The sequence below is a fragment of the Salipiger sp. PrR007 genome (assembly GCF_010499845.1).
GTDB classification, from domain to species: Bacteria; Pseudomonadota; Alphaproteobacteria; order Rhodobacterales; family Rhodobacteraceae; genus Salipiger; species Salipiger pacificus_A.
The window spans coordinates 213,010-231,553 of the sequence record NZ_JAAGOZ010000017.1 but is presented as its reverse complement, the minus strand read 5'-3'; the positions used below and the strand labels follow the sequence as shown (position 1 = coordinate 231,553).

At 67.6% G+C, this 18,544-nt stretch carries 20 protein-coding genes and 1 pseudogene; 9 read left to right on the top strand and 12 right to left on the bottom strand.

Annotation, left to right across the window (positions count from 1 at the left end):
• Nucleotides 1-78: 78 nt before the first annotated feature.
• Complete coding sequence (locus G0Q01_RS07995; RefSeq protein ID WP_164213243.1) at nucleotides 79-1,209, bottom strand: ABC transporter substrate-binding protein; 1,131 nt, start codon at nucleotides 1,207-1,209, stop codon at nucleotides 79-81.
• Nucleotides 1,210-1,400: 191 nt separating this feature from the next.
• On the opposite strand from G0Q01_RS07995, the gene G0Q01_RS07990 reads away from it, so the two are divergent.
• The 5 genes and pseudogenes from G0Q01_RS07990 (at nucleotide 1,401) to G0Q01_RS07970 (ending at nucleotide 5,207) form a co-directional block, all read left to right on the top strand.
• Nucleotides 1,401-1,805 carry a winged helix-turn-helix domain-containing protein gene (locus G0Q01_RS07990; RefSeq protein ID WP_235939844.1) on the top strand — a complete coding sequence of 135 codons (405 nt, stop codon included), beginning with the start codon at nucleotides 1,401-1,403 and terminating at the stop codon, nucleotides 1,803-1,805.
• Nucleotides 1,806-1,874: 69 nt separating this feature from the next.
• Nucleotides 1,875-2,645: pseudogene (gene modA, locus G0Q01_RS07985) on the top strand (molybdate ABC transporter substrate-binding protein); the annotation flags it as partial.
• A 21-nt stretch (nucleotides 2,646-2,666) separates the two neighbouring features.
• Nucleotides 2,667-3,359, top strand: coding sequence for a molybdate ABC transporter permease subunit (gene modB / locus G0Q01_RS07980; RefSeq protein WP_164213241.1), 693 nt, complete (start codon nucleotides 2,667-2,669; stop codon nucleotides 3,357-3,359).
• Nucleotides 3,356-4,459 carry a molybdenum ABC transporter ATP-binding protein gene (modC, locus tag G0Q01_RS07975; protein WP_164213240.1) on the top strand — a complete coding sequence of 368 codons (1,104 nt, stop codon included), beginning with the start codon at nucleotides 3,356-3,358 and terminating at the stop codon, nucleotides 4,457-4,459. Before modB ends, modC begins: the two co-directional genes overlap by 4 nt.
• Before the next feature lie 79 nt (nucleotides 4,460-4,538).
• On the top strand, nucleotides 4,539-5,207 hold the full coding sequence (locus G0Q01_RS07970; protein WP_164213239.1) for a GntR family transcriptional regulator: 669 nt from the start codon (nucleotides 4,539-4,541) through the stop codon (nucleotides 5,205-5,207).
• A gap of 7 nt (nucleotides 5,208-5,214) precedes the next feature.
• On the opposite strand, the gene G0Q01_RS07965 is transcribed toward G0Q01_RS07970, so the two are convergent.
• The 4 genes from G0Q01_RS07965 to G0Q01_RS07950 all read right to left on the bottom strand — a co-directional run bounded on the left by G0Q01_RS07965 (nucleotide 5,215) and on the right by G0Q01_RS07950 (nucleotide 8,078).
• Entirely contained in the window at nucleotides 5,215-6,129 is a 915-nt protein-coding gene (locus tag G0Q01_RS07965; RefSeq protein ID WP_108967373.1) for a DMT family transporter, read from the bottom strand.
• Nucleotides 6,130-6,195: 66 nt separating this feature from the next.
• Complete coding sequence (locus tag G0Q01_RS07960) at nucleotides 6,196-6,582, bottom strand: hypothetical protein (protein WP_164198603.1); 387 nt, start codon at nucleotides 6,580-6,582, stop codon at nucleotides 6,196-6,198.
• Nucleotides 6,583-6,595: 13 nt separating this feature from the next.
• Nucleotides 6,596-7,372: a DUF6478 family protein gene (locus G0Q01_RS07955; RefSeq protein WP_164213238.1), complete on the bottom strand. Its 777-nt coding sequence runs from the start codon at nucleotides 7,370-7,372 to the stop codon at nucleotides 6,596-6,598.
• 109 nt (nucleotides 7,373-7,481) lie between these two features.
• Entirely contained in the window at nucleotides 7,482-8,078 is a 597-nt protein-coding gene (locus tag G0Q01_RS07950) for a dihydroxy-acid dehydratase (RefSeq protein ID WP_235939834.1), read from the bottom strand.
• A 189-nt stretch (nucleotides 8,079-8,267) separates the two neighbouring features.
• Between G0Q01_RS07950 and G0Q01_RS07945 the strand changes: the two genes are divergently transcribed.
• The 3 genes from G0Q01_RS07945 (at nucleotide 8,268) to G0Q01_RS07935 (ending at nucleotide 11,533) form a co-directional block, all read left to right on the top strand.
• Nucleotides 8,268-9,155: a CPBP family intramembrane glutamic endopeptidase gene (locus G0Q01_RS07945; protein ID WP_164213237.1), complete on the top strand. Its 888-nt coding sequence runs from the start codon at nucleotides 8,268-8,270 to the stop codon at nucleotides 9,153-9,155.
• A 138-nt stretch (nucleotides 9,156-9,293) separates the two neighbouring features.
• Nucleotides 9,294-10,241 carry an acetyl-CoA carboxylase, carboxyltransferase subunit beta gene (gene accD / locus G0Q01_RS07940; RefSeq protein ID WP_164213236.1) on the top strand — a complete coding sequence of 316 codons (948 nt, stop codon included), beginning with the start codon at nucleotides 9,294-9,296 and terminating at the stop codon, nucleotides 10,239-10,241.
• Nucleotides 10,242-10,294: 53 nt separating this feature from the next.
• Complete coding sequence (locus G0Q01_RS07935; protein WP_164213293.1) at nucleotides 10,295-11,533, top strand: folylpolyglutamate synthase/dihydrofolate synthase family protein; 1,239 nt, start codon at nucleotides 10,295-10,297, stop codon at nucleotides 11,531-11,533.
• Nucleotides 11,534-11,946: 413 nt separating this feature from the next.
• On the opposite strand, the gene zapE is transcribed toward G0Q01_RS07935, so the two are convergent.
• Nucleotides 11,947-13,008, bottom strand: a complete 1,062-nt coding sequence (gene zapE / locus G0Q01_RS07930) for a cell division protein ZapE (protein WP_108967383.1) — start codon at nucleotides 13,006-13,008, stop codon at nucleotides 11,947-11,949.
• Nucleotides 13,009-13,172: 164 nt separating this feature from the next.
• On the opposite strand from zapE, the gene G0Q01_RS07925 reads away from it, so the two are divergent.
• Entirely contained in the window at nucleotides 13,173-14,411 is a 1,239-nt protein-coding gene (locus tag G0Q01_RS07925; RefSeq protein ID WP_164213235.1) for an MFS transporter, read from the top strand.
• A 20-nt stretch (nucleotides 14,412-14,431) separates the two neighbouring features.
• Here G0Q01_RS07925 and G0Q01_RS07920 read toward each other — a convergent pair whose 3' ends face one another.
• The 6 genes from G0Q01_RS07920 to G0Q01_RS07895 all read right to left on the bottom strand — a co-directional run bounded on the left by G0Q01_RS07920 (nucleotide 14,432) and on the right by G0Q01_RS07895 (nucleotide 18,493).
• The gene (locus tag G0Q01_RS07920; RefSeq protein ID WP_164213234.1) at nucleotides 14,432-15,373 is read right to left on the bottom strand and encodes an alpha/beta fold hydrolase; all 942 of its coding nucleotides are present in this window, start codon (nucleotides 15,371-15,373) and stop codon (nucleotides 14,432-14,434) included.
• A complete protein-coding gene (locus G0Q01_RS07915) occupies nucleotides 15,370-15,990 on the bottom strand; it encodes an HAD family phosphatase (RefSeq protein WP_164213233.1) in 621 nt (206 codons plus the stop codon). Before G0Q01_RS07915 ends, G0Q01_RS07920 begins: the two co-directional genes overlap by 4 nt.
• Nucleotides 15,991-15,993: 3 nt before the next feature.
• Nucleotides 15,994-16,443 carry a YaiI/YqxD family protein gene (locus G0Q01_RS07910; protein ID WP_164213232.1) on the bottom strand — a complete coding sequence of 150 codons (450 nt, stop codon included), beginning with the start codon at nucleotides 16,441-16,443 and terminating at the stop codon, nucleotides 15,994-15,996.
• Nucleotides 16,440-17,270, bottom strand: coding sequence for an S-formylglutathione hydrolase (fghA, locus tag G0Q01_RS07905; RefSeq protein WP_164198597.1), 831 nt, complete (start codon nucleotides 17,268-17,270; stop codon nucleotides 16,440-16,442). The genes G0Q01_RS07910 and fghA overlap by 4 nt, the downstream gene beginning before the upstream one ends.
• Before the next feature lie 87 nt (nucleotides 17,271-17,357).
• The gene (locus tag G0Q01_RS07900) at nucleotides 17,358-18,284 is read right to left on the bottom strand and encodes an AEC family transporter (protein ID WP_164213231.1); all 927 of its coding nucleotides are present in this window, start codon (nucleotides 18,282-18,284) and stop codon (nucleotides 17,358-17,360) included.
• A gap of 29 nt (nucleotides 18,285-18,313) precedes the next feature.
• Nucleotides 18,314-18,493: a zinc-finger domain-containing protein gene (locus G0Q01_RS07895; RefSeq protein ID WP_108967395.1), complete on the bottom strand. Its 180-nt coding sequence runs from the start codon at nucleotides 18,491-18,493 to the stop codon at nucleotides 18,314-18,316.
• Nucleotides 18,494-18,544: the final 51 nt, after the last annotated feature.

Sequence of the window (18,544 nt, the reverse complement as noted above, 5' to 3'; positions counted from 1 at the left end):
GCCCGCGTTGCCCGACCCGGGGGCCGGGATGGAACGCGGCCCTCCAAGCATCTGCTCGGAGGGCCGCACCCGTCTGAATTACATCTTGCACTCGTCCTCGTAGGCGTGGCCACGATCCTCGATCGCCGTGCCGACGATCTTGTTGGTGAGGATGTCGCCTTCCTTGATCACCTCGCGGACGTAGATGTCCTGGATCGGGTGATGGCTGGCCGAAAACTCGAAGTCACCGCGGACCGAGGCGAAATCCGCCTCTTCCAGCGCGGCGCGGAAGGCGTCCTTGTCACCGATGTCGGCCTTGTCCATCGCCGAGAGCAGCAGCAGCGCGGTGTCGTAGCCCTGCGCCGAGTAGAGCGAGGGCAGGCGGTCGTACTTGGCGAGATAGGCTTCGACGAAATGGGCGTTGGACTCGTTCTCGAGGTCCTTGTTCCACTGCGAGGTGTTCTTCACGCCGAGCGCCGCATCGCCCACCGCCTGCAGGATGTTCTGGTCGAAGGAGAAGGCCGGACCCACCAGCGGGAGGTCGACGCCGCTGTCGGCATATTGCTTGAGGAAGGAGATCCCCATGCCGCCGGGCAGGAAGAAGAAGACGCTGTCGGCGCCCGAAGCGCGGATCTGCGCGATTTCGGCGGCGTAATCGGTCTGGCCGAGCTTTGTGTAGATCTCGCCGGCCAGTTCACCCTCGAAGAAGCGCTTGAAGCCATTGAGCGAGTCCTTCCCGGCCGGATAGTTCGGCGCAAGGATGAAAGTGTTCTTGAAGTTGGCGCTGGTGGCATAGGCGCCCGCCGCCTCGTGCAGGTTGTCATTCTGGTAGGAGACCGAGAAATAGTTGGGGTTGCAGCCCTTGCCGGCCAGCTGCGCCGGGGCGGCGTTGGTCGACAGGTAGAACAGCCCCTGCGCGGTCGCAGAGGGCACAACCGCCATGGCGAGGTTCGACCAGACGATACCGGTCAGCAGGTCGACCTTGTCGGATTGGATCATCCGGTCGGCGATCTGCACGGCGACGTCGGGCTTCTGCTGGTCGTCCTCGACCACCACCTCGAGATCGTCGCGGCCTGCCTCTTCGACGGCCAGCATGAAGCCGTCGCGGGTGTCGATGCCGAGCCCTGCGCCGCCGCCCGAGAGCGTGGTGATGAGCCCGACCTTGACCTCGGCCGTGGCTGCGGAGGCGCAGGCGATGAGCGCCGCGGAGGCGAGAAGTTGTTTGAGCATGAATAACTCCCTGGTTTTCTTCGGGACCGCCTCTTACGTGCGGTCCGCCGTTTTTTGTGAGCATCAGTCTTCGCCAGACGCACGTGAAATACAATGCAAGAAAAGCCGCTCTGCGGTCTCGCATGATCTTTTCTCGCTGTCGCGAGGTCATCTGCTTGCCAGCAAACCGACGATGCAGGAAGACTTTAAACATGAAAGAGTCCAGACCCGAGATGCAGAGCCCGCCGAGGCTGCGTCTGCGCATTCTCTTCGGCACCGACGCGATGCTCGGCCCCGGAAAGGCCGACCTGCTGGAGCAGATCCGCGAGACCGGCTCCATCGCCGCGGCGGGCCGCGCCATGGCGATGAGCTACAAGCGCGCCTGGAGCCTCGTCGAAGAGATGAACCACGCCTTCCGCGCACCACTGGTCGACAGCAGCCGCGGCGGCGCCAGGGGCGGCGGCGCGCATCTCACCGAGACAGGCGAGGAAGTTCTGGCCAACTACCGCGCCCTCGAGGACACCATCGCCGAGGCCGGGGCAGACCGGATCGAGACCCTGCGCGGCCTGCTGCGCGACGCGCCCGTGTCGCCCCCCGATATTCCCGAGGAGAAATAACGCTTGCCCGGGTGGAGCCTGATTGCGATATGTTTCAAAGAACATATCACTTTCCAAGGCTTTTCTCCCATGCCGTTTCCCCGCCTCCTCCGCCCGGCGCTGGCCGCTGCCCTGCTGGCCGCCCTGCCCCTGGCAGCGCAGGCCGAGGAGGTGGTCGTCTTTGCCGCCGCCAGCCTGAAGACCGCCATGGACGAGATCGCCCCCGCCTTCGAGGCGAAAACGGGCCACGAGGTCACCGTCTCGCTCGCCGGCTCCTCGGCGCTGGCGCGGCAGATCCAACAGGGCGCGCCCGCCGGGATCTTCATCTCGGCCAACGAGGAATGGATGGACACTCTGGATGCGGATGGGCTGCTCGAGCCCGGCAGCCGAAGTGACCTGCTGCGCAATTCCATCGTGCTGATCGCCCATGGCGCCGATGCCGCCCCTGTCGCGATCAGCCCCGCGCTCGATCTGCCCGCGATGCTGGGCGACGGGCGCCTTGCCATGGCGCTGGTCGACGCGGTGCCCGCCGGCATCTATGGCAAGGCGGCGCTCCAGAGCCTCGGCCTCTGGGACACGGCCCTGCCGCGGGTGGCGCAGGCGGACAACGTACGCGCCGCGCTGGCGTTGGTCTCGACCGGCGAGGCGCCGCTCGGCATCGTCTACGCCACCGATGCCGCCGCCGACAAAAACGTCTCGGTGATCGGCACCTTCCCCGAAGACAGCCATCCGCCCATCGTCTACCCCGTGGCTGAACTGGCCGGGCGGGACGGCGCGGCCGAGACCGCCTTCCTGACCTACCTGCACGGCCCCGAGGCCCGCGCCGCCTTCGAGGCGCAGGGCTTCGAGGTCGTCTCCCAGCCCGGCACCGGCGGCTGAGGCATGGACTGGCTCGGCCCCGAGGAATGGCAGGCGGTGCGGCTCTCGCTGCGGGTCTCCTTCTGGGCCACGATTTTTGCCCTGCCCCCGGCGCTGCTGGCGGCCTATGCGCTGGCGCGCTGGCGCTTTCCGGGCAAGCAGTTGCTCAACGGGCTGGTGCACCTGCCGCTGATCCTGCCGCCTGTGGTCACCGGCTACCTGCTGCTGCTGACCTTCGGCACCCGCGGCCCCGTCGGCTCGATGTTGCAGCAGATCGGCCTTGTCTTCGCCTTCCGCTGGACCGGGGCGGCGCTGGCTGCGGGGATCATGGCCTTCCCCTTGCTTGTCCGCGCCATGCGTCTGTCGCTCGAATCCGTCGATCCAAAACTTGAGCAGGCCGCCGCCACGCTCGGCGCCTCGCGGCTCTGGGTCTTTGTCACGGTGACCCTGCCGCTCATTCTGCCTGGCATCATCGCCGGGGCGGTGCTCGGCTTTGCCAAGGCGATGGGCGAATTCGGCGCCACGATCACCTTCGTGTCGAACATCCCGGGCCAGACCCAGACCCTGCCCTCGGCGATCTACGCCTTCCTGCAGGTGCCCGGCGGAGAAAGCGCCGCGCTGCGGCTGGTGGCGGTCTCTGTCGCGGTCGCCATGTCGGCGCTGCTGCTGTCGGAATGGCTGGCGCGGCGGGCGCAGCGGCGGGTGTCGGGCACATGACGCTTTCGGTCGACCTGCGCCATCGGTTCGCTGGCTTCGCGCTCGACGCGCGCTTCGAGGCTCCCAAGGGGATCACGGTGCTTTTCGGGCGATCGGGCTCGGGCAAGACCACCATCGTCAACGCCGTGGCCGGGCTGCTGCGCCCCGATGCAGGACGGATCGCGGCGGACGATCTGGTGCTTTTCGACACGGCCCGGCGCCTCTGGTTGCCGCCGCACCGGCGCCGCATCGGCTATATCTTCCAGGAGGGGCGACTCTTTCCGCACCTGTCGGTGCGCCAGAACCTGCACTACGGATCGTGGTTCTCGCCGAACCGCGCGACGCCTGAGGACTTTGACCGGGTGGTCGCAATGCTGGGCATCGGCGCGCTGCTCGCGCGCCGCCCCGGCGCGCTTTCGGGAGGAGAAAAACAGCGCGTCGCCATCGGCCGCGCGCTGCTCTCCTCGCCGCGCATGATCCTTGCCGATGAACCCCTGGCGGCGCTCGACGAGGCCCGCAAATCCGAGATCCTCCCCTACTTCGAGCGGCTGCGTGACGAGGCGAAGATCCCCATCCTCTTCGTCAGCCACTCCGCCGCCGAGGTCGCGCGGCTCGCCACGACCGTGGTCGTTCTGGAGGGCGGATGTGTCACCCGTCAGGGTCCGGCGGCCGAGGTTCTGGCCGATCCCGCCGTCACCCCGCTCGGAGCGCGGGCGGCAGGCGCGGTGCTGAGCGCGCGCGTGGCGCGGCACCATGACGACGGGCTGACCGAGCTCGACGCGGGCGGCGCCGCGCTCTTTATCCCGCGGCTCGCGGCGGCACCGGGCACCCCTGTACGGGTGCGCATCGCCGCACATGAAGTGATCCTCTCGCGGCAGCGTCCCGAGGGGCTCTCGGCACTGAACATCATCAGCGGCAAGGTGCAGGAAATCCGCGCCGGTGATGGTCCGGGGATGCTGGTCTCGCTGGACACCGCGGCGGGCCGGGTGCTGGCGCGCATCACCCGGCGGTCAGCCCAAGCGCTGCAGCTCGCCCCGGGCACCCCGTGCCACGCGGTGATGAAGACTGTTGCCGTCGCGCCCGAGGATATCGGCGGGCAAGGCCGGGACGCGAGGAAGTGATTGCGGGAAAGACGGGCACCCCCTACGCTCCCCCTACGTAAAGTACGGGTATCGTACCATGGTTCTGCGCGTTGCACCCTTGGCGGACAGAGAATCTGATCTTCCGCCGGTCCGAAAGCTCTTCGTCACCCTGCGCGACGGCATTTCGCGCAACCGGATTCCACCCGGCACGGTGATGGCGCTCTCCGACGTCGCCGAAGAGCGGGGCATCTCTTTCGAAACCGTTTCCGCAGCCCTGCTTTTGCTCAGCGACGAAGGCCTTGTAGAGCGTTGCGCGGAAGGTCGGGCGCGGGTGCTTCCGATCTCGGAGACGTGCCTGCGCAACACGGTCTTTCTCCGCGAGCAGGCCGAGGCCGAGATTGTCCGGCGCGTCACCCACAGCGCCGACACCGATTTCATGAACGATCTGCGCGAGCAAATCCTGCGCCAGAAGCTTGTCGGCATGCGCGGCCCGGGCAATCTGCTGCGGCTCGACGACCGGTTCCATCGCACGCTGGCCGAACGCGCGGGGCTGGGATCTCTCTGGCCCTGGCTCGAGGCATGGAAACTCTGCAGTGACCGCCCGCGCTTCACCGTCGAGGGCAGCCTCTCGGCGCCTGACATGATTTGCCAGCACAGTGGCATCGTCGACCGGATCATCATGCGCGACGCTGAAGGCGCGGCCGCGGCGACCCGCTATCATGTGACCGGCGTGCTGCGGCAGCTTCCGGACTACCGCCGGTCCCACCCCGAGCTGTTCCGCGACTGAGTTTGGGTCAGCCCTGCGGCGTCATTCCCGGACGCGCCTTGAACCGCTTCAGCCCGAGCGCGCGCTCGCGCAGGATGATGGCGATGCCCGAGGAAATGACGATCGCCGAACCCACGAGCATCAGCACCGTCGGCACCTCGTCGAAGACCAGGTAGCCGATGAGGATCGCGAAGAGGATCGAGGCATAGTCAAAGGGCGCCAGGAGCGCCGCCTCCGCACCCTTGTAGGCCGAGGTCAGCAGGATTTGCGCCACGCCGCCGATCAGCCCCGAGCTGACCAGCAAGGCCAGGGTGCCGGGCCCAGGCATCACCCAGCCGAAGGGCAGGGTCAGCAGCGACAACACCGTGGTGGTCAGCGAGAAATAGAAGACGATGGCCGAGGTCGCCTCGGTCTGCACCATGCGGCGGATATGGATCTGCACCAGCGCCCGCAGCACCGCCGAGGTCAGCACGAAGCCGATGCCCCAGAGCACCGCCGGGCTCACCTCCGAGACGGTGAGCATCGGCAGCATGATCACCAACACGCCCAGAAGACCGATGAACACCGCCGAGATGCGGAACAGCCCAACCTTCTCGCCCAGCAGCAGCGCCGCGAAGATCACCGTCAGGGGTGGCGCGGCATAGTCGAGCGCGGTGACCTCGGGCAGCGGCAGAAGCCCCAGCGCGGCAAAGCTGAAGGCCATGGCCCCGCCGCCGATGATGCCGCGCAGGAAATGCGCCATCGGACTGGCGACTTTCAGCCCGGTCTTCAACTTGCCCGTCCAGACCAGCCAGCCAAAGATCACCGGGATCGCGAAGAACGAGCGGAAGAACACCGCCTGACCAGTCGGCACCTCGTCGGAGACGGCCTTGATCATGGCGGACATGAAGACGAAGAGCACCACGGAGGTGAGTTTCAGCGCAATGCCGCGCAAGGGGGACATGATGACCTCGGGCGACGCGCCGAAAGAGAAAAATCTCGGGCACACTGGCGCTTGCCTGCGGCAAGGTCAACTAGCCGCGGGGCCCTCTGCCTCGGTGCAGTGGCGGCGGAAGGCGCGCTTGAGCATGTCGAGTTCGGCACGGAGCAGCGACATCTCGGCCCGGATGTCCTCGGCCATGGCCTCGCCCGCGATCAGGGTAAAGCTCTCCAGCAGCGCGCCGCTCGCCGCCTCGGTGATCACGAAGGTCCGCACCCCGTCGCCAACCGCCTCGAGCGGCACCTGCACCTCCAGCGCCCATTGCCCGCGCGTGCCCATCTCGGACAGGGTGACCCCGCGCAACGGTGCCGCGTCGAGCGTGACGCTGATCTCGGGCTGACTCCCGGGCGGGCCCGACAGCAGCCCATGCCAGACGCCTTCGCGGAAGCGGGTCTTGGTGAGTCTGTAGTCGCTCATCTGTCTCTCCGGCTCAGAGCGGCGCCCGCGGGCGGCGGCTGAAGGTCAGGTCCCGCAGGATCACCTCATTCATCTCCGGCCCCTCGAAGATCAGGTCGAGCCACGCGCCGTCGACCCGTTTCTCGTTGAGCCGGGTATAGGCGAGGTCGAACTCGACGGCGATCTCCTCGGCGGTCAGCGGCAGTTCGCGGAGGATCTGCTCGGTGTTCGGCCCGTGGCGGATGTTGAGCCGGGCGAAGATCTCGAGCGGCCTTTCCATCTCGACGATGGTCTGGATCCGGATCAGGTGGCGGCGGCTCAAGCCGGCGCGGGCCTCGGCGGGCAGGTCGACAGCCAGCGACAGATAGGAGCCGCTGAAGCGGAAGACGTCGAGCCGCAGCCCGTAGGGGGCGGCGTCGGCTTCGCGCAGGTTGCGGATCTGGCGCAGCGTGATCTCGGAGCGCGGGCAGTCGTGAAAGAGCTTCGCCTCGGCGCCGACCTGGGCCTTTTGGGGCGCAGAGGCGATGCCCGGCAGCGGCATTGGCCCGCTCCAGAGTTCGGGGCGCCAGGCCCAGTCCGCATCGGCCGGACGCGGAAAGGGCTGGTTGCCGATCAGCGGCAGCGCCAGCCGCTCTTCGGCCACGTGCAGAAGGTCGTCGAGACGGGCCCGCAGGCGGCGCGCGGCGCTTCGCTGGTTGCGCAGGTCGGACAAGGCCATGCCGGGCGCCTCGGCCGCCAGCCGCGACCAGCGCCGCAGCGATGCCGCCTGCAGCGCCTGCCGCATCCATCCGCCGCCCCGTTGCCTTGCCATGCGTCCCCGGTCCTTCGCCCATCCCACGTCGCGCGCTGTTTCGCGCGCGGTCCGGTTCTTATGGCAAATCCCGAAGATCGAATAAACGGGGCCGCGATCGGTGGCGCGGTCAGCGTTGCACCGCCGCCTCGGGGCTGAGCCGGGTGATGCGCGCCCGCACCGCCTGCAGCATGGCCGCGCCATCGCGCCCGGCCAGCGTGCCGTCCTTCGGCGCGTAGAGCGCCATGAGCACCAGCCGGCCGTTCAGCCGGAACGCGCCGCGCCAATGGCGCGGATCACCCTCGGGCAGCACCCGGTTGCCGCCCGCCGCCAGATGCACCAGCGACAGCCCGTCGACCACGCCGCCCCCGGCGATCACCCGCTGCCCTGCCTCCGCGGCCATGGTTTCGGGCGAGGGAAGCGCCGCCGCGCCCTCCACCGGGCCGACCGTCACCGTCAGCATCATCGGATCGACGAAGCCACCGCTCTCGCCGCCGCTGAGGATCTGGCAGGAGGCCAACACCGCAAAACCCCGCCCGGCGCGACGTTCGAGCGTCACCGGATCGATGCAATAGCCACCGGGACCGCCGACGACCACCGCGCCCTCCTCGAGCGCGGCCTGCTGCAGTGGGGGACGGCCCGTCGTGGCCTCGCAGGAGGCCAGGGCGACAAGCGCCAGAAACGCGATGCCGCGCAGGGTGCGGCCTTTTCCGAGGATCGTCATCATGCGAATGGGTTAGCGAAGCCCCCGATATCGCACAAGCAACAAAGATGAAGGCGCCCCGTGATGGTCACGGAGCCGCGCATTGACAGCCGGGCGCAAGCGCCTGACCATCGGCGCAAAAGGATCCCCCATGCGCCCCGAGAGAGCCGATGCCCCCGCCCTTCCGCAGCGCCCTCGCGCGCGGGGCCCGCGATGAGATATGCCCCCTTCGCCATGCTGACCGGACCTGCCCGGCGGCCGCAGCTCTGGCGGCTGGCGGTTGGCATTGGATTGGTGCTGGCAGTGACCTTCTTGATCGGGCAACTGCTCTTCGGCCTGGTGCTGATGCTGGCACCGCAAGGCAGCAGCGCCGCGCTGGCCGAGGCGATCCATCGCGCCGACGCGCCGCTCGGGATGCTGATCCTTCTGGTCTCCATGGGCGCACTGGGGATCGGTGCCGCGACCGCGGCGCGCGTCGTGCACGATCGAGACCCGCGGACCCTCATCGGCCCCCTGCCGCTGGCGCTCTCGCAGTTCCGGCGCACCGCGGGGGCGGCTGGCCTTGCTGCCCTGCTCGGCGGGGCGCTGATGGTCTGGGCCACCGACGGCGCGCCACAGGCCGGACTCACTCCGCTGCGCTGGCTCGCGCTCCTGCCGCTCACCCTGCCCGCGATCCTGATCCAGACCACCAGCGAGGAACTCCTGTTCCGCGGCTACCTGCAAAGCCAGCTTGCCGCGCGGCTGCCACAGCCCTGGGTCTGGCTGACCGTGCCGTCGGTGCTCTTTGCCCTGGGGCATTACGCCCCCGGCACCTATGGAAGCGCCGCAACCAGCGTGGCGATCTGGGCCTTTCTCTTCGGCCTCGCATCGGCCGATCTGACCGCCCGATCGGGCACGCTCGGCCCCGCCATCGCGCTGCATTTCGTGAACAATATCGTGGCGCTGGCGCTCATCGCGCCGCAGGGAGACATGTCTGGGCTGGCGCTGATGGTCTGGCCCTTTGGACCGTCGGACACCGAGGCACTGCTGCGCATGCTGCCGATGGATCTGGTGACGCTGCTGATCAGCTGGCTCGCGGCGCGCCTCGCCTTGCGGCGCTGAGGATGCTCCGGCCCGACGTCCTGAGTGGCACCGCCGCGCAGGCCGCGATTGCATTTCCCCTGCCTCTTGCTTAAGTCAGCGCCAACACAAAATCGCTGAACGCCGCACGGAACGCTCGGAACACAAGGGCAGCACCGCATGAACTGGATTACCAACTACGTCCGTCCCCGGATCAACTCGATCTTCTCGCGCCGCGAGGTGCCAGAGAACCTGTGGACCAAATGCGACTCCTGCGGGACGATGCTCTTCCACCGCGAAGTTGCGGACAACCTCGGGGTCTGCACCAGCTGCGCCCACCACATGAACATCACGCCGCGCGCCCGGTTCACCGCGCTCTTCGACGGCGGTGTGTTCAACGAGATCGCCGTGCCCGAGCCGATCAGCGACCCGCTGCAGTTCCGCGACCAGAAGAAATACCCCGACCGGATGAAGGCGGCGCAGAAATCCACCGGCGAGCGCGAGGCCATGCTGGTCGCCGCCGGCGAGATCAACCGCACCCCCGTGGTCGCCTGCGCGCAGGACTTCTCGTTCATGGCGGGTTCCATGGGCATGTATGTCGGCAACGCCATCGTCGCCGCCGCCGAAGAGGCGGTGAAGCTGAAGCGCCCGCTGATCCTCTTCTCCGCCGCCGGGGGCGCGCGCATGCAGGAAGGGATCCTCTCGCTGATGCAGATGCCGCGCACCACGGTCGCGGTGCAGATGCTGCGCGAGGCGGGGCTGCCCTACATCGTCGTTCTGACGCACCCGACCACCGGCGGGGTCACGGCCTCCTACGCGATGCTGGGCGACGTTCAGATCGCCGAGCCGGGCGCGCTGATCTGCTTCGCCGGTCCGCGCGTCATCGAGCAGACCATCCGCGAAAAGCTGCCCGAGGGCTTCCAGCGCGCCGAGTACCTGCTCGAGCATGGCATGCTCGACCGGGTGACCGACCGCCGCGAACTGAAGGGCGAGTTGACCACCATCCTGCGCATGCTGCTGGGGATGCCGCCCGCAGTGGCCGGTGACCTGCCTGCGCCGGATGCCGAGGCAGAGACGCCCGATGCCGTCGCCGAAGCCCAGCCCGCGAAGAAGACATCCGCCAAGTGACCAGCGTGACCAGCGCGCCCCGCACCGCCGGATCGGACGTCATCCTCGAGAGGATGATGTCCTTGCATCCCAAGATCATCGACCTGACCCTTGACCGGGTCTGGCGGCTGCTGGAGGCGCTGGATCATCCCGAACGCGCCCTGCCGCCGGTGATTCATCTTGCCGGAACCAATGGCAAGGGCTCGACCCAAGCGATGATCCGCGCCGGTCTCGAGGCGGACGGCAAGCGCGTCCACGCCTATATCTCCCCCCATCTCGTCCGGTTCCACGAACGCATCCGCCTTGCCGGAGAGCTGATCTCGGAAGACGCGCTGAGCGCCGTGCTCGACGAGTGCTGGGAGAAGAACGGCGGCGCGCAGATCACCTATTTCGAGATCACCACCTGCGCCGCGCTGCTGGCTTACGCCCGCACGCCCGCCGACTACACGCTTCTGGAAACCGGCCTCGGCGGCCGGCTCGACGCGACCAACGTGGTCGAGCAGCCCGCGCTCACCATCCTCACCCCGATCTCGATGGACCACCAGCAGTACCTTGGCGAGACCCTGGCCGAGATCGCCGGCGAGAAGGCCGGTATCCTGAAGCGCGGAGTGCCCTGCGTGGTCGGCCCGCAGCCCGACGCGGCGATGGCGGTGATCGAGGCCCGCGCCGCCCAGCTCGGCGTTCCGCTCCTGGCCCATGGCCAGCAGTGGCACGTCTGGGAAGAGCGCGGCCGCATGGTCTATCAGGACGAGACCGGTCTGCTTGATCTGCCGCTGCCGAACCTGCCGGGCAAGCACCAGCTTTACAACGCCGGTGCGGCGCTGGCCGCGCTGCGCCATCTCGGCATGGACGAGCCCGCCTGCGAAGCGGCGGTGACCGCCGCCGACTGGCCCGCCCGCATGCAGCGCCTGACCCGCGGCCCGCTGATCTCGGCGGCGCCACTGGCCGAGCTCTGGCTCGATGGCGGCCACAACCCCGCGGCCGGCGAGGCGCTGGCCGAGCACATTGGCCGGATGCCGCGCCGCCCGACGCATCTGATCTGCGGCATGCTGAACACCAAGGACGTCGGCGGCTACCTGCGTCCGCTCGCCGCCGTCGCCGACAGCCTGACCTCGGTCTCGATCCCCGACGCTCCGGCGACTCTGGAGGCCGAGGAGACCGCACGCATCGCCCGCGCCTCCGGCCTTCGCGCCCATGCCGCCGCCGACGTCGCCGGTGCACTGGCCGCGATCACCGCCGAGGAGCCCCGCGCCCGGGTGCTGATCTGCGGCTCGCTCTACCTTGCGGGCACGGTCCTGCGCGAAAACGGCTGACTTTCAGGCCACCGCAAGGGCACCAAGGCTGGTGGCAGAAAAAAAGCGGACTCTTAGGGTTCGTTTAACCAACTATATCTTGACGGATCACGCGAACGTCACCTAGGCTTTGAGGTGTAAGGTTTTGCTTCTCTGCAATCTGCGCGGCGAAGCACATCGGGGACAGACAGAGCTACGGAGCGGTGCCAGTCAAAACGGCACCCGAGGGACAGACCGGCCGCACGCAATTCTTGTGTGGCCTCCGCTGCCGAACCCTCTGCGATGCCCACGGCCCTTAGGGGTCGAAGTGAATTTCTATCGCAGGCAGAAGACTTTAATCAAAAATCGAGCAGTTTGAAGGGTCCCTCGGGACCCTTCCTTTTTGCGCTCGCGGCACGACATGGTGCCGCCCGGGCCGGGCTCCGGCCCGGTCTTCAGATCGGCTTGCCCCACTCCGCGTCCTGCATCTCGCGCAGGCGGCTGGCGGTACGCTCGAACTCGAAGGCCCCCGCGCCCTCGATATAGAGGCTCTCGGGCTCGTCCACCGCGCTGGCGATCAGCTTCACCTTCGCTTCGTAGAGCGCATCCACGAGCGTCACGAAGCGCTTTGCCTCGTTGAAATTGCCCCGGCCCAACCGCGGAATGTTCTCGATCACCAGCACGCGCACCGCGTCGGCCAGCGCGAGGTAATCCGCCGGCCCCAGCGGCTGACCGCAGAGGTCGTAGAAGGAGGCGCGCGCCACGCCGTTCCAGTAGCGCGGCAGTTCGACCTTGCGGGTCTTGATGTGCAGCGTCAGCACTTCCTCGTGGCCGTGGGTGAGCTCCTGCCAGATGTGGTCGATCTGCGCCCGCGTCTCGGGGGTGACCGGACAGAAGTAGACCTGTGCCCCCTTGAGACGGTCCTGCCGGTGGTCCTTTTCCGAGACCAGCTCGCGCACCTCGAGCCGCTCCTTGATCAGCTTGATGAAGGGCAGGAAGAGTTGGCGATTGAGCCCGTCCTTGTAGAGATCGTCCGGCACCCGGTTCGAGGTTGTGACCACCACGGTGCCCGCCTCGAACAGCTGCTCGAAGAGTCGCCCCACGAGCATGGCATCGGCGATGTCGGTGATCTGCATCTCGTCGAAGGCGAGCACCTTCACCGCGTCCGAGACCTTCTTGGCCATCGGCACCACCGGGTCCGACACGCCCTCGCCACGCAGCCGATGCAGCTCCGACTGCATCTCCTGCATGAAGGCATGGAAGTGCACCCGGCGCACCGGCACGTGCAGGCTCTCGACGAACATGTCCATCAGCATGGACTTGCCGCGCCCCACCCCGCCCCAGATGTAGAGCCCCTTGGGCGGCTCGGGGGCCTTGCGGAAGAAGCCCTTCTTCGCCGGCTTGGCAAGCTCGGCACGGATGCGCTCGAAATGCGGCAGCGCCTCTTCCTGCGCGGGATCGCGCAGCAACAGGCCCTCGGCCACCTTCTCGTCGTAAAGGTCCATCAGCGTGGTCATATATGCGCCATAGCGCGACGCGCGGAGATTGTGTAGGGCCTGCCGAAGGGTGCTTCCGCCGCACCGCCGCAATCATTCCGATCCGTGATGCCTTGCATCAACATCCGGCAATTGACGCGGCGTTCAGATGCCGTAAAGCTGCCGCGTCGCAGCAGGAGCCCGCAATGAGCCGCACCCCTCTTTTCACGCCCGTCCTCGTGGTGGGCTGCCTGATCATCCTGATCTCCTTCGCGATCCGCGCCAGTTTCGGCGTGTTCCAGATCCCGATCGCCACCGAGTTCAACTGGCCGCGCGCCGAGTTCAGCCTCGCCATCGCCATCCAGAACCTCGCCTGGGGGATCGGGCAGCCGATCTTCGGCGCGATGGCCGAGAAGATCGGCGATCGAAAGGCGATCATCCTCGGCGCGGTCATCTACGCCGCGGGCCTGGTGCTCTCGAGCTTTGCCGTCAGCCCGCTGCAGCACCAGATGTACGAGGTTCTCGTGGGCTTCGGCGTCGCGGGCACCGGCTTTGGCGTGATCCTCGCCGTGGTGGGACGGGCGTCGTCGGACGAGAACCGCTCGATGAGCCTGGCCATCGCCACCGCCGCGGGCAGCGCCGGGCAGATCTTCGGCGCGCCGCTGGCCGAGTGGATGCTGGGCATGATGCCCTGGCAGCAGGTCTTCCTGGTGTTCACCGTGGCGATCCTTGCGGTGCTGCTCTTCCTGCCGCTGATGCGCGCCCCCGCCGCCAGCAAGGCGGAACTCGAAGAGAGCATGGGCACCATCCTCGGCCGGGCCTTCCGCGATCCGTCCTTCGCGCTGATCTTCCTCGGCTTCTTCTCCTGCGGCTACCAGCTGGCCTTTGTCACCGCGCATTTCCCGGCCTTCGTGACCGAGCTCTGCAGCCCGATTGCCGCCGGCAGCGTGCTGCACAACCTCGGCGTGACCACCACCTCGGCGCTTGGCGCAGTGTCCATCGCGGTCATCGGTGTCGCGAACGTCGGCGGCACGTTGCTGGCCGGCTGGGCCGGCAAGCGCTGGCCGCGCAAGTACCTGCTGGCCATGATCTATCTTCTCCGGACCATCGCCGCGGCCCTGTTCATCATGCTGCCGATCACCCCGGTCAGCGTGCTCGTCTTCTCGGTGGTCATGGGCTCGCTCTGGCTTGCCACCGTGCCGCTGACCTCGGGGCTCGTCGCGCATCTCTACGGGCTGCGCTACATGGGCACGCTCTATGGGATCGTCTTCTTCAGCCACCAGCTCGGCGGCTTCCTCGGCGTCTGGCTCGGCGGGCGGATGTACGACATCTACGGCGACTACACGCTGGTGTGGTGGATCGGCGTCGGCGTCGGCGCGCTGAGCGCCATCGTGCACCTGCCGGTGCGCGAGACGCCCCGCCTGGCAGCCACCCAGCCGGTCTGAGACCGGCCGGGCGCCCGCCCTCAGGCGAAGCTGCGCAAGCCTTCCTCCGAGCAGATCATCCGCGCCACCTCGGTGGCATGGGTGTGCGGGATGCCGTGCCAGGCGTCCTCGATCAGGCGCTGCTCGGCATCGGGATTCCAGGAAGAGAGCTGCTCCATGGTGCCGGCGCGAACCATCCGGTCCTGCCCGCCCCAGATCGCCAATACGGGGAGGCCCCGCCGTGCAATGCGCCGGTGCTCCGCCTCCTGTGGCGCCTGCAGGCACCCTCGCAGGCTCGAGAGCACCGAGCGCACGTAGCCGCGCCGCTCCAGTTCCGCGAGGTGCAGACGGTCGATCTCGGGCACCTCGGAGCGCGAGTCCGAGCTTTCGAAGACGTTCTGGCGGTGCGCCTTGGGAAAGACCATGTGGAACAGCCAGTCCCCCACGCCCCTGTGCTGCGCCGTCCAGTCGACGATCGGAGAGAGTTCCGACTCGATCCCCGCCGGCGCCAGAAGCACCAGCCGCGAGACCCGGCCGGGCATTTCGGCGGCGAAATGCACCGCCACGGTGGCCCCCATGGAGTAACCCAGAAGCGCGACCGGGCCCCGCAGCTTCAGCGCGCCAAGCAGTTCATCCAGCTGGCGCGCGAAGAAGCCCGGGGTCTGCAGCGCATGCGGCCGGTCGGAATATCCGCGCCCGTAAAGATCGTAGATCAGCACCCTCTTGCCCCTTGCCCCGAGGTGCCCGGCCAGCGCCTTGAACACGACCGAGGGCGCAGTGAGCCCATGGATGCAGACCACCAACTCGCCCTCCTCCGGCCCGAGCAGGGTGTAATGGGTTTCGCCTTGCGAGAGCCGGACAAACTGTCCGGGGGCCTCTAGACGGCGGGTGTCGTCGAGCTTCCGGCGGCGGAATTCCCCAATCCCCGGAAGCGCTGCGAGCAGCGGAAGCGCCACCCCGATGGCGCCCAGCAGGTAGCTCATGCGGCGTCGCACTCCGGCAGCAGCCCATGCGCGATCAGGCTGCGCTCCCAGCCCTCCGGCCCTTCGAACAGATGCACCTGCCAGCCGCGCGCGGCGGCGGCGGCGATATTGTCTTCGCGGTCATCGGTGAACAGCAGCCGCTCCGGCGCCACCCCGCTCTCGGCCTCGAGCCGCACGTAGATCTCGGCATCGGGCTTGATCACCCCCATGTGGCCCGAGATGAACCGGCGGTCGAATTCCTTGAGGAACGGATACCTCTTCTCGGCGGCCGCGAAGGTGCCGATCCCGAAATTGCTCAATGCGAAGACCGGCACGCCGCGCGCCCGCAGCGATCGCAAGAGCGCCACCGACTTCGGAATTTCCGGGCTTGCGAGCTCGATCCAATGATCGTGCCAATGTCGGATGGCGTCCCGCCAATGCGGGTAGCGCTCGGCCAAGGCGTAGACTTCGTCGTGAAAGTCCTCTCCCTGATCGACGCGTTCGTTCATCCCGTGAAGATCGACCTCGGCAAAGAGCGCTTGGCGGCTTCTCTCTCCCAGAAGGCGATCAAAGTATCGCTCGGGCTGCCACTCGATGAGCACGTTCCCGATGTCGAAGACAACAGCTTCGATGGTCATTTCCTAGTCCCCTGCAGCGCGCACCTCGCGCTCTAGAGCATTTAGGAAACGGGAGCGGTCATTCTTTGTAAAGCTTCGGCCTTTCCCGCTCTGGTAGAAAGGATCCGAAGCGCGGATATCTTGCATCAGGTCGCGCATCGCCAATTGCGCGCCGATATTGCCGGGAGTGAAGATCTCGCCGTCCGGGCGCAGCACCCGCGCGCCGCCCTCGATGCAGCGCGCCGCGAGCGGGATGTCACTGGTCACCACCACGTCGCCCTTGCCCGCCCGCTCGGCGATCCACATGTCCGCTTCGTCGGGCCCGGCGGCGACGGTCACCACCTCGACCAGCGGATTGCGCGAGGGGCGCAACCCGCCGTTCGACACCAGCACCATCCGCAGGCGGTGGCGGCTCGCCACGCGCTCCACCTCCTCCTTGACCGGGCAGGCGTCGGCGTCGATGTAGAGCGTCACGCGTAAAGCGCCTCGGCGTGGAAGGCGATATGCTCTTCCATGAAGGTCGAGACGAAGAAGTAGCTGTGGTCGTAGCCCGGCTGGGTGCGGAAGCTGCCCGCCTGCCGCTTCGCCGCCATCGCCTCGGCCAGCGCCTCGGGCTTCAGGAGGTGCAGGAACTGGTCGTTGCCGCCCTGGTCGATCAGCACCGGGCCGTCGAAGCCCTTCTCGCGCATCAGCAGCGTGGAGTCATGTGCCGCCCACTTGGTTTCATCCGCGCCGAGGTAGGCGCCGAGCTGCTTGCGGCCCCAGTCGCTCTGCGTCGGGTTGGTGATGGGCGCGAAGGCCGAGACCGAACGGAAGCGGCCCGGCAGCGACATCGCCAGCGTGAGCGCGCCATGGCCGCCCATCGAATGGCCGGTGATCGCTTGGCGCTCCATGTCGAGCGAGAACTCCTGCCCGATCAGCGCGGGCAGTTCCTCGGCCACATAATCCCACATGCGGAAATGCGGGGCCCAGGGCTCTTCGGTCGCGTTGACGTAGAAACCTGCGCCCTTGCCGAGGTCATAGGCCTCGTCATCCGCCACGCCCTCGCCGCGCGGGGAGGTGTCAGGGAAGACCAGCGCCACGCCCGCCTCGGCGGCCCACGCCTGCGCCCCGGCCTTGGTCATGGCGTTCTCATGGGTGCATGTGAGCCCCGAAAGGTACCACAGCACCGGCACCTCCATATCCTTGGCCAGCTCGGGCAGGAACAGCCCGAAGGTCATGTCGCAGCCACAGGCCTCGGAGGCGTGGCTGTAGACGCCCTGCACGCCGCCGAAGCAGCGGTTTTCGGATTTGATTTCCATGGGGCACTCCTGTTTGCGCCGGTTCCGGTTCGGCCAAGGGCTACCCCGCCGAGGTGGCGCCGCGCAAGGGAAAGACGGGGCCGACGCTCAGAGCTGGACCCAGGCGATCACCGCGCTGACAGTGACGATGCTCACGACTGTCGAGATCAGGATCGCGGCCGAGACCCGCTGCGGCGCGATGCCGTAATGCTGTGCCAAGATGAAGACGTTGCCCGCCACCGGCAGCGCGGCGGCCGAGACCATCACCGCCGCCTGGTAGCTGGTCACCGGGAAGACGAAGAAGGCGCCCAGGGCGACAAAGGCCGGATGCAGCACCAGCTTGCAGAAACTCAGCCAGCCCGCCACCGCCAGCCGCTCTGCGCTCTTCGAGGCCAGCGAGGCGCCGATGGCGAAAAGCGCGCCGGGCGTCGCCGCATTGCCCAGGATCGACAGGAACTCGGCGACCGGCGCGGGCAGTCCGATCCCCGAGCCCGAGACGCAAAGCCCCGCCGCGATCGAGACGATCATCGGGTTCTGCACCAGCCCGAGCCCGACGCGCTTCAGCGTGGCGGGCGTGAGGCGTCCTTCACGTGACCCGGTCACGAGGATGACCAGCAGCGTCGAGAATACGATGAGGTCGATCGACAGCATCAGGATGATCGGCCCCACCGCCGCCTGCCCCAGCAGCACGGCCAGCATCGGCACGCCGAGAAAGCCGGTGTTGCCGATGGCCGCGCATTGCGCCTCGATGGCGGTGGTCTGCACATCCTGCCGCCGGATGAGGCCCACCACGGTCGCCACGGCGTAGACCGCCGCCGTGCCGAAGAGATAGGCCGAGGCCACGCGCGGGTCGAAGATCTCGGAGATCGACAGCGTGGCGGAAAAGCGGAAGAGCATCGCCGAGAGGGCGAAGTAGAAGACGAAGCGGGTGATCGCCGCCACCGACTGCTCGGAAAAGAACCTGATCCGCGCGGCCCCGTAGCCGAGGCCGATCAGCGCGAAGAAGGGAAGAACCTTGAGGAAGACGGCGAGCATGAACCGGGGTCAGAGGGCCTCGGAGGCGCTCAGACCTTGTCCTCGAAATCCTTGTGCACGTAGCGCGCGTCGCAATACGGGCATTCGACGACGCCGGTCTCATGCGGCAGGGAAAGCCAGACGCGCGGGTGGCCAAGTGCCCCTTCACCGCCGTCACAGGCGATGCGGTAGCTGTCGACGATTTTGGTCTCGGGCGCCTCGGTGGCCATGCTCCGGTTCCCTTTTCACTGGCTTTGCACTACCTGCGTTATGAGACAAGT

Bases quoted from the DNA above. Each gene is read 5' to 3' on its own strand.
- G0Q01_RS07990 (WP_235939844.1), top strand. From the start codon at position 1,401: ATGAAAGAGTCCAGACCCGAGATGCAGAGCCCGCCGAGGCTGCGTCTG.
- G0Q01_RS07965 (WP_108967373.1), bottom strand. From the start codon at position 6,129: ATGTCCCCCTTGCGCGGCATTGCGCTGAAACTCACCTCCGTGGTGCTC.
- accD (WP_164213236.1), top strand. From the start codon at position 9,294: ATGAACTGGATTACCAACTACGTCCGTCCCCGGATCAACTCGATCTTC.
- G0Q01_RS07950 (WP_235939834.1), bottom strand. From the start codon at position 8,078: ATGATGACGATCCTCGGAAAAGGCCGCACCCTGCGCGGCATCGCGTTT.
- G0Q01_RS07925 (WP_164213235.1), top strand. From the start codon at position 13,173: ATGAGCCGCACCCCTCTTTTCACGCCCGTCCTCGTGGTGGGCTGCCTG.
- G0Q01_RS07920 (WP_164213234.1), bottom strand. From the start codon at position 15,373: ATGAGCTACCTGCTGGGCGCCATCGGGGTGGCGCTTCCGCTGCTCGCA.
- G0Q01_RS07960 (WP_164198603.1), bottom strand. From the start codon at position 6,582: ATGAGCGACTACAGACTCACCAAGACCCGCTTCCGCGAAGGCGTCTGG.
- G0Q01_RS07995 (WP_164213243.1), bottom strand. From the start codon at position 1,209: ATGCTCAAACAACTTCTCGCCTCCGCGGCGCTCATCGCCTGCGCCTCC.
- G0Q01_RS07935 (WP_164213293.1), top strand. From the start codon at position 10,295: ATGATGTCCTTGCATCCCAAGATCATCGACCTGACCCTTGACCGGGTC.
- modC (WP_164213240.1), top strand. From the start codon at position 3,356: ATGACGCTTTCGGTCGACCTGCGCCATCGGTTCGCTGGCTTCGCGCTC.
- G0Q01_RS07895 (WP_108967395.1), bottom strand. From the start codon at position 18,493: ATGGCCACCGAGGCGCCCGAGACCAAAATCGTCGACAGCTACCGCATC.
- fghA (WP_164198597.1), bottom strand. From the start codon at position 17,270: ATGGAAATCAAATCCGAAAACCGCTGCTTCGGCGGCGTGCAGGGCGTC.
- G0Q01_RS07900 (WP_164213231.1), bottom strand. From the start codon at position 18,284: ATGCTCGCCGTCTTCCTCAAGGTTCTTCCCTTCTTCGCGCTGATCGGC.
- G0Q01_RS07915 (WP_164213233.1), bottom strand. From the start codon at position 15,990: ATGACCATCGAAGCTGTTGTCTTCGACATCGGGAACGTGCTCATCGAG.
- zapE (WP_108967383.1), bottom strand. From the start codon at position 13,008: ATGACCACGCTGATGGACCTTTACGACGAGAAGGTGGCCGAGGGCCTG.
- G0Q01_RS07955 (WP_164213238.1), bottom strand. From the start codon at position 7,372: ATGGCAAGGCAACGGGGCGGCGGATGGATGCGGCAGGCGCTGCAGGCG.
- modB (WP_164213241.1), top strand. From the start codon at position 2,667: ATGGACTGGCTCGGCCCCGAGGAATGGCAGGCGGTGCGGCTCTCGCTG.
- G0Q01_RS07945 (WP_164213237.1), top strand. From the start codon at position 8,268: ATGAGATATGCCCCCTTCGCCATGCTGACCGGACCTGCCCGGCGGCCG.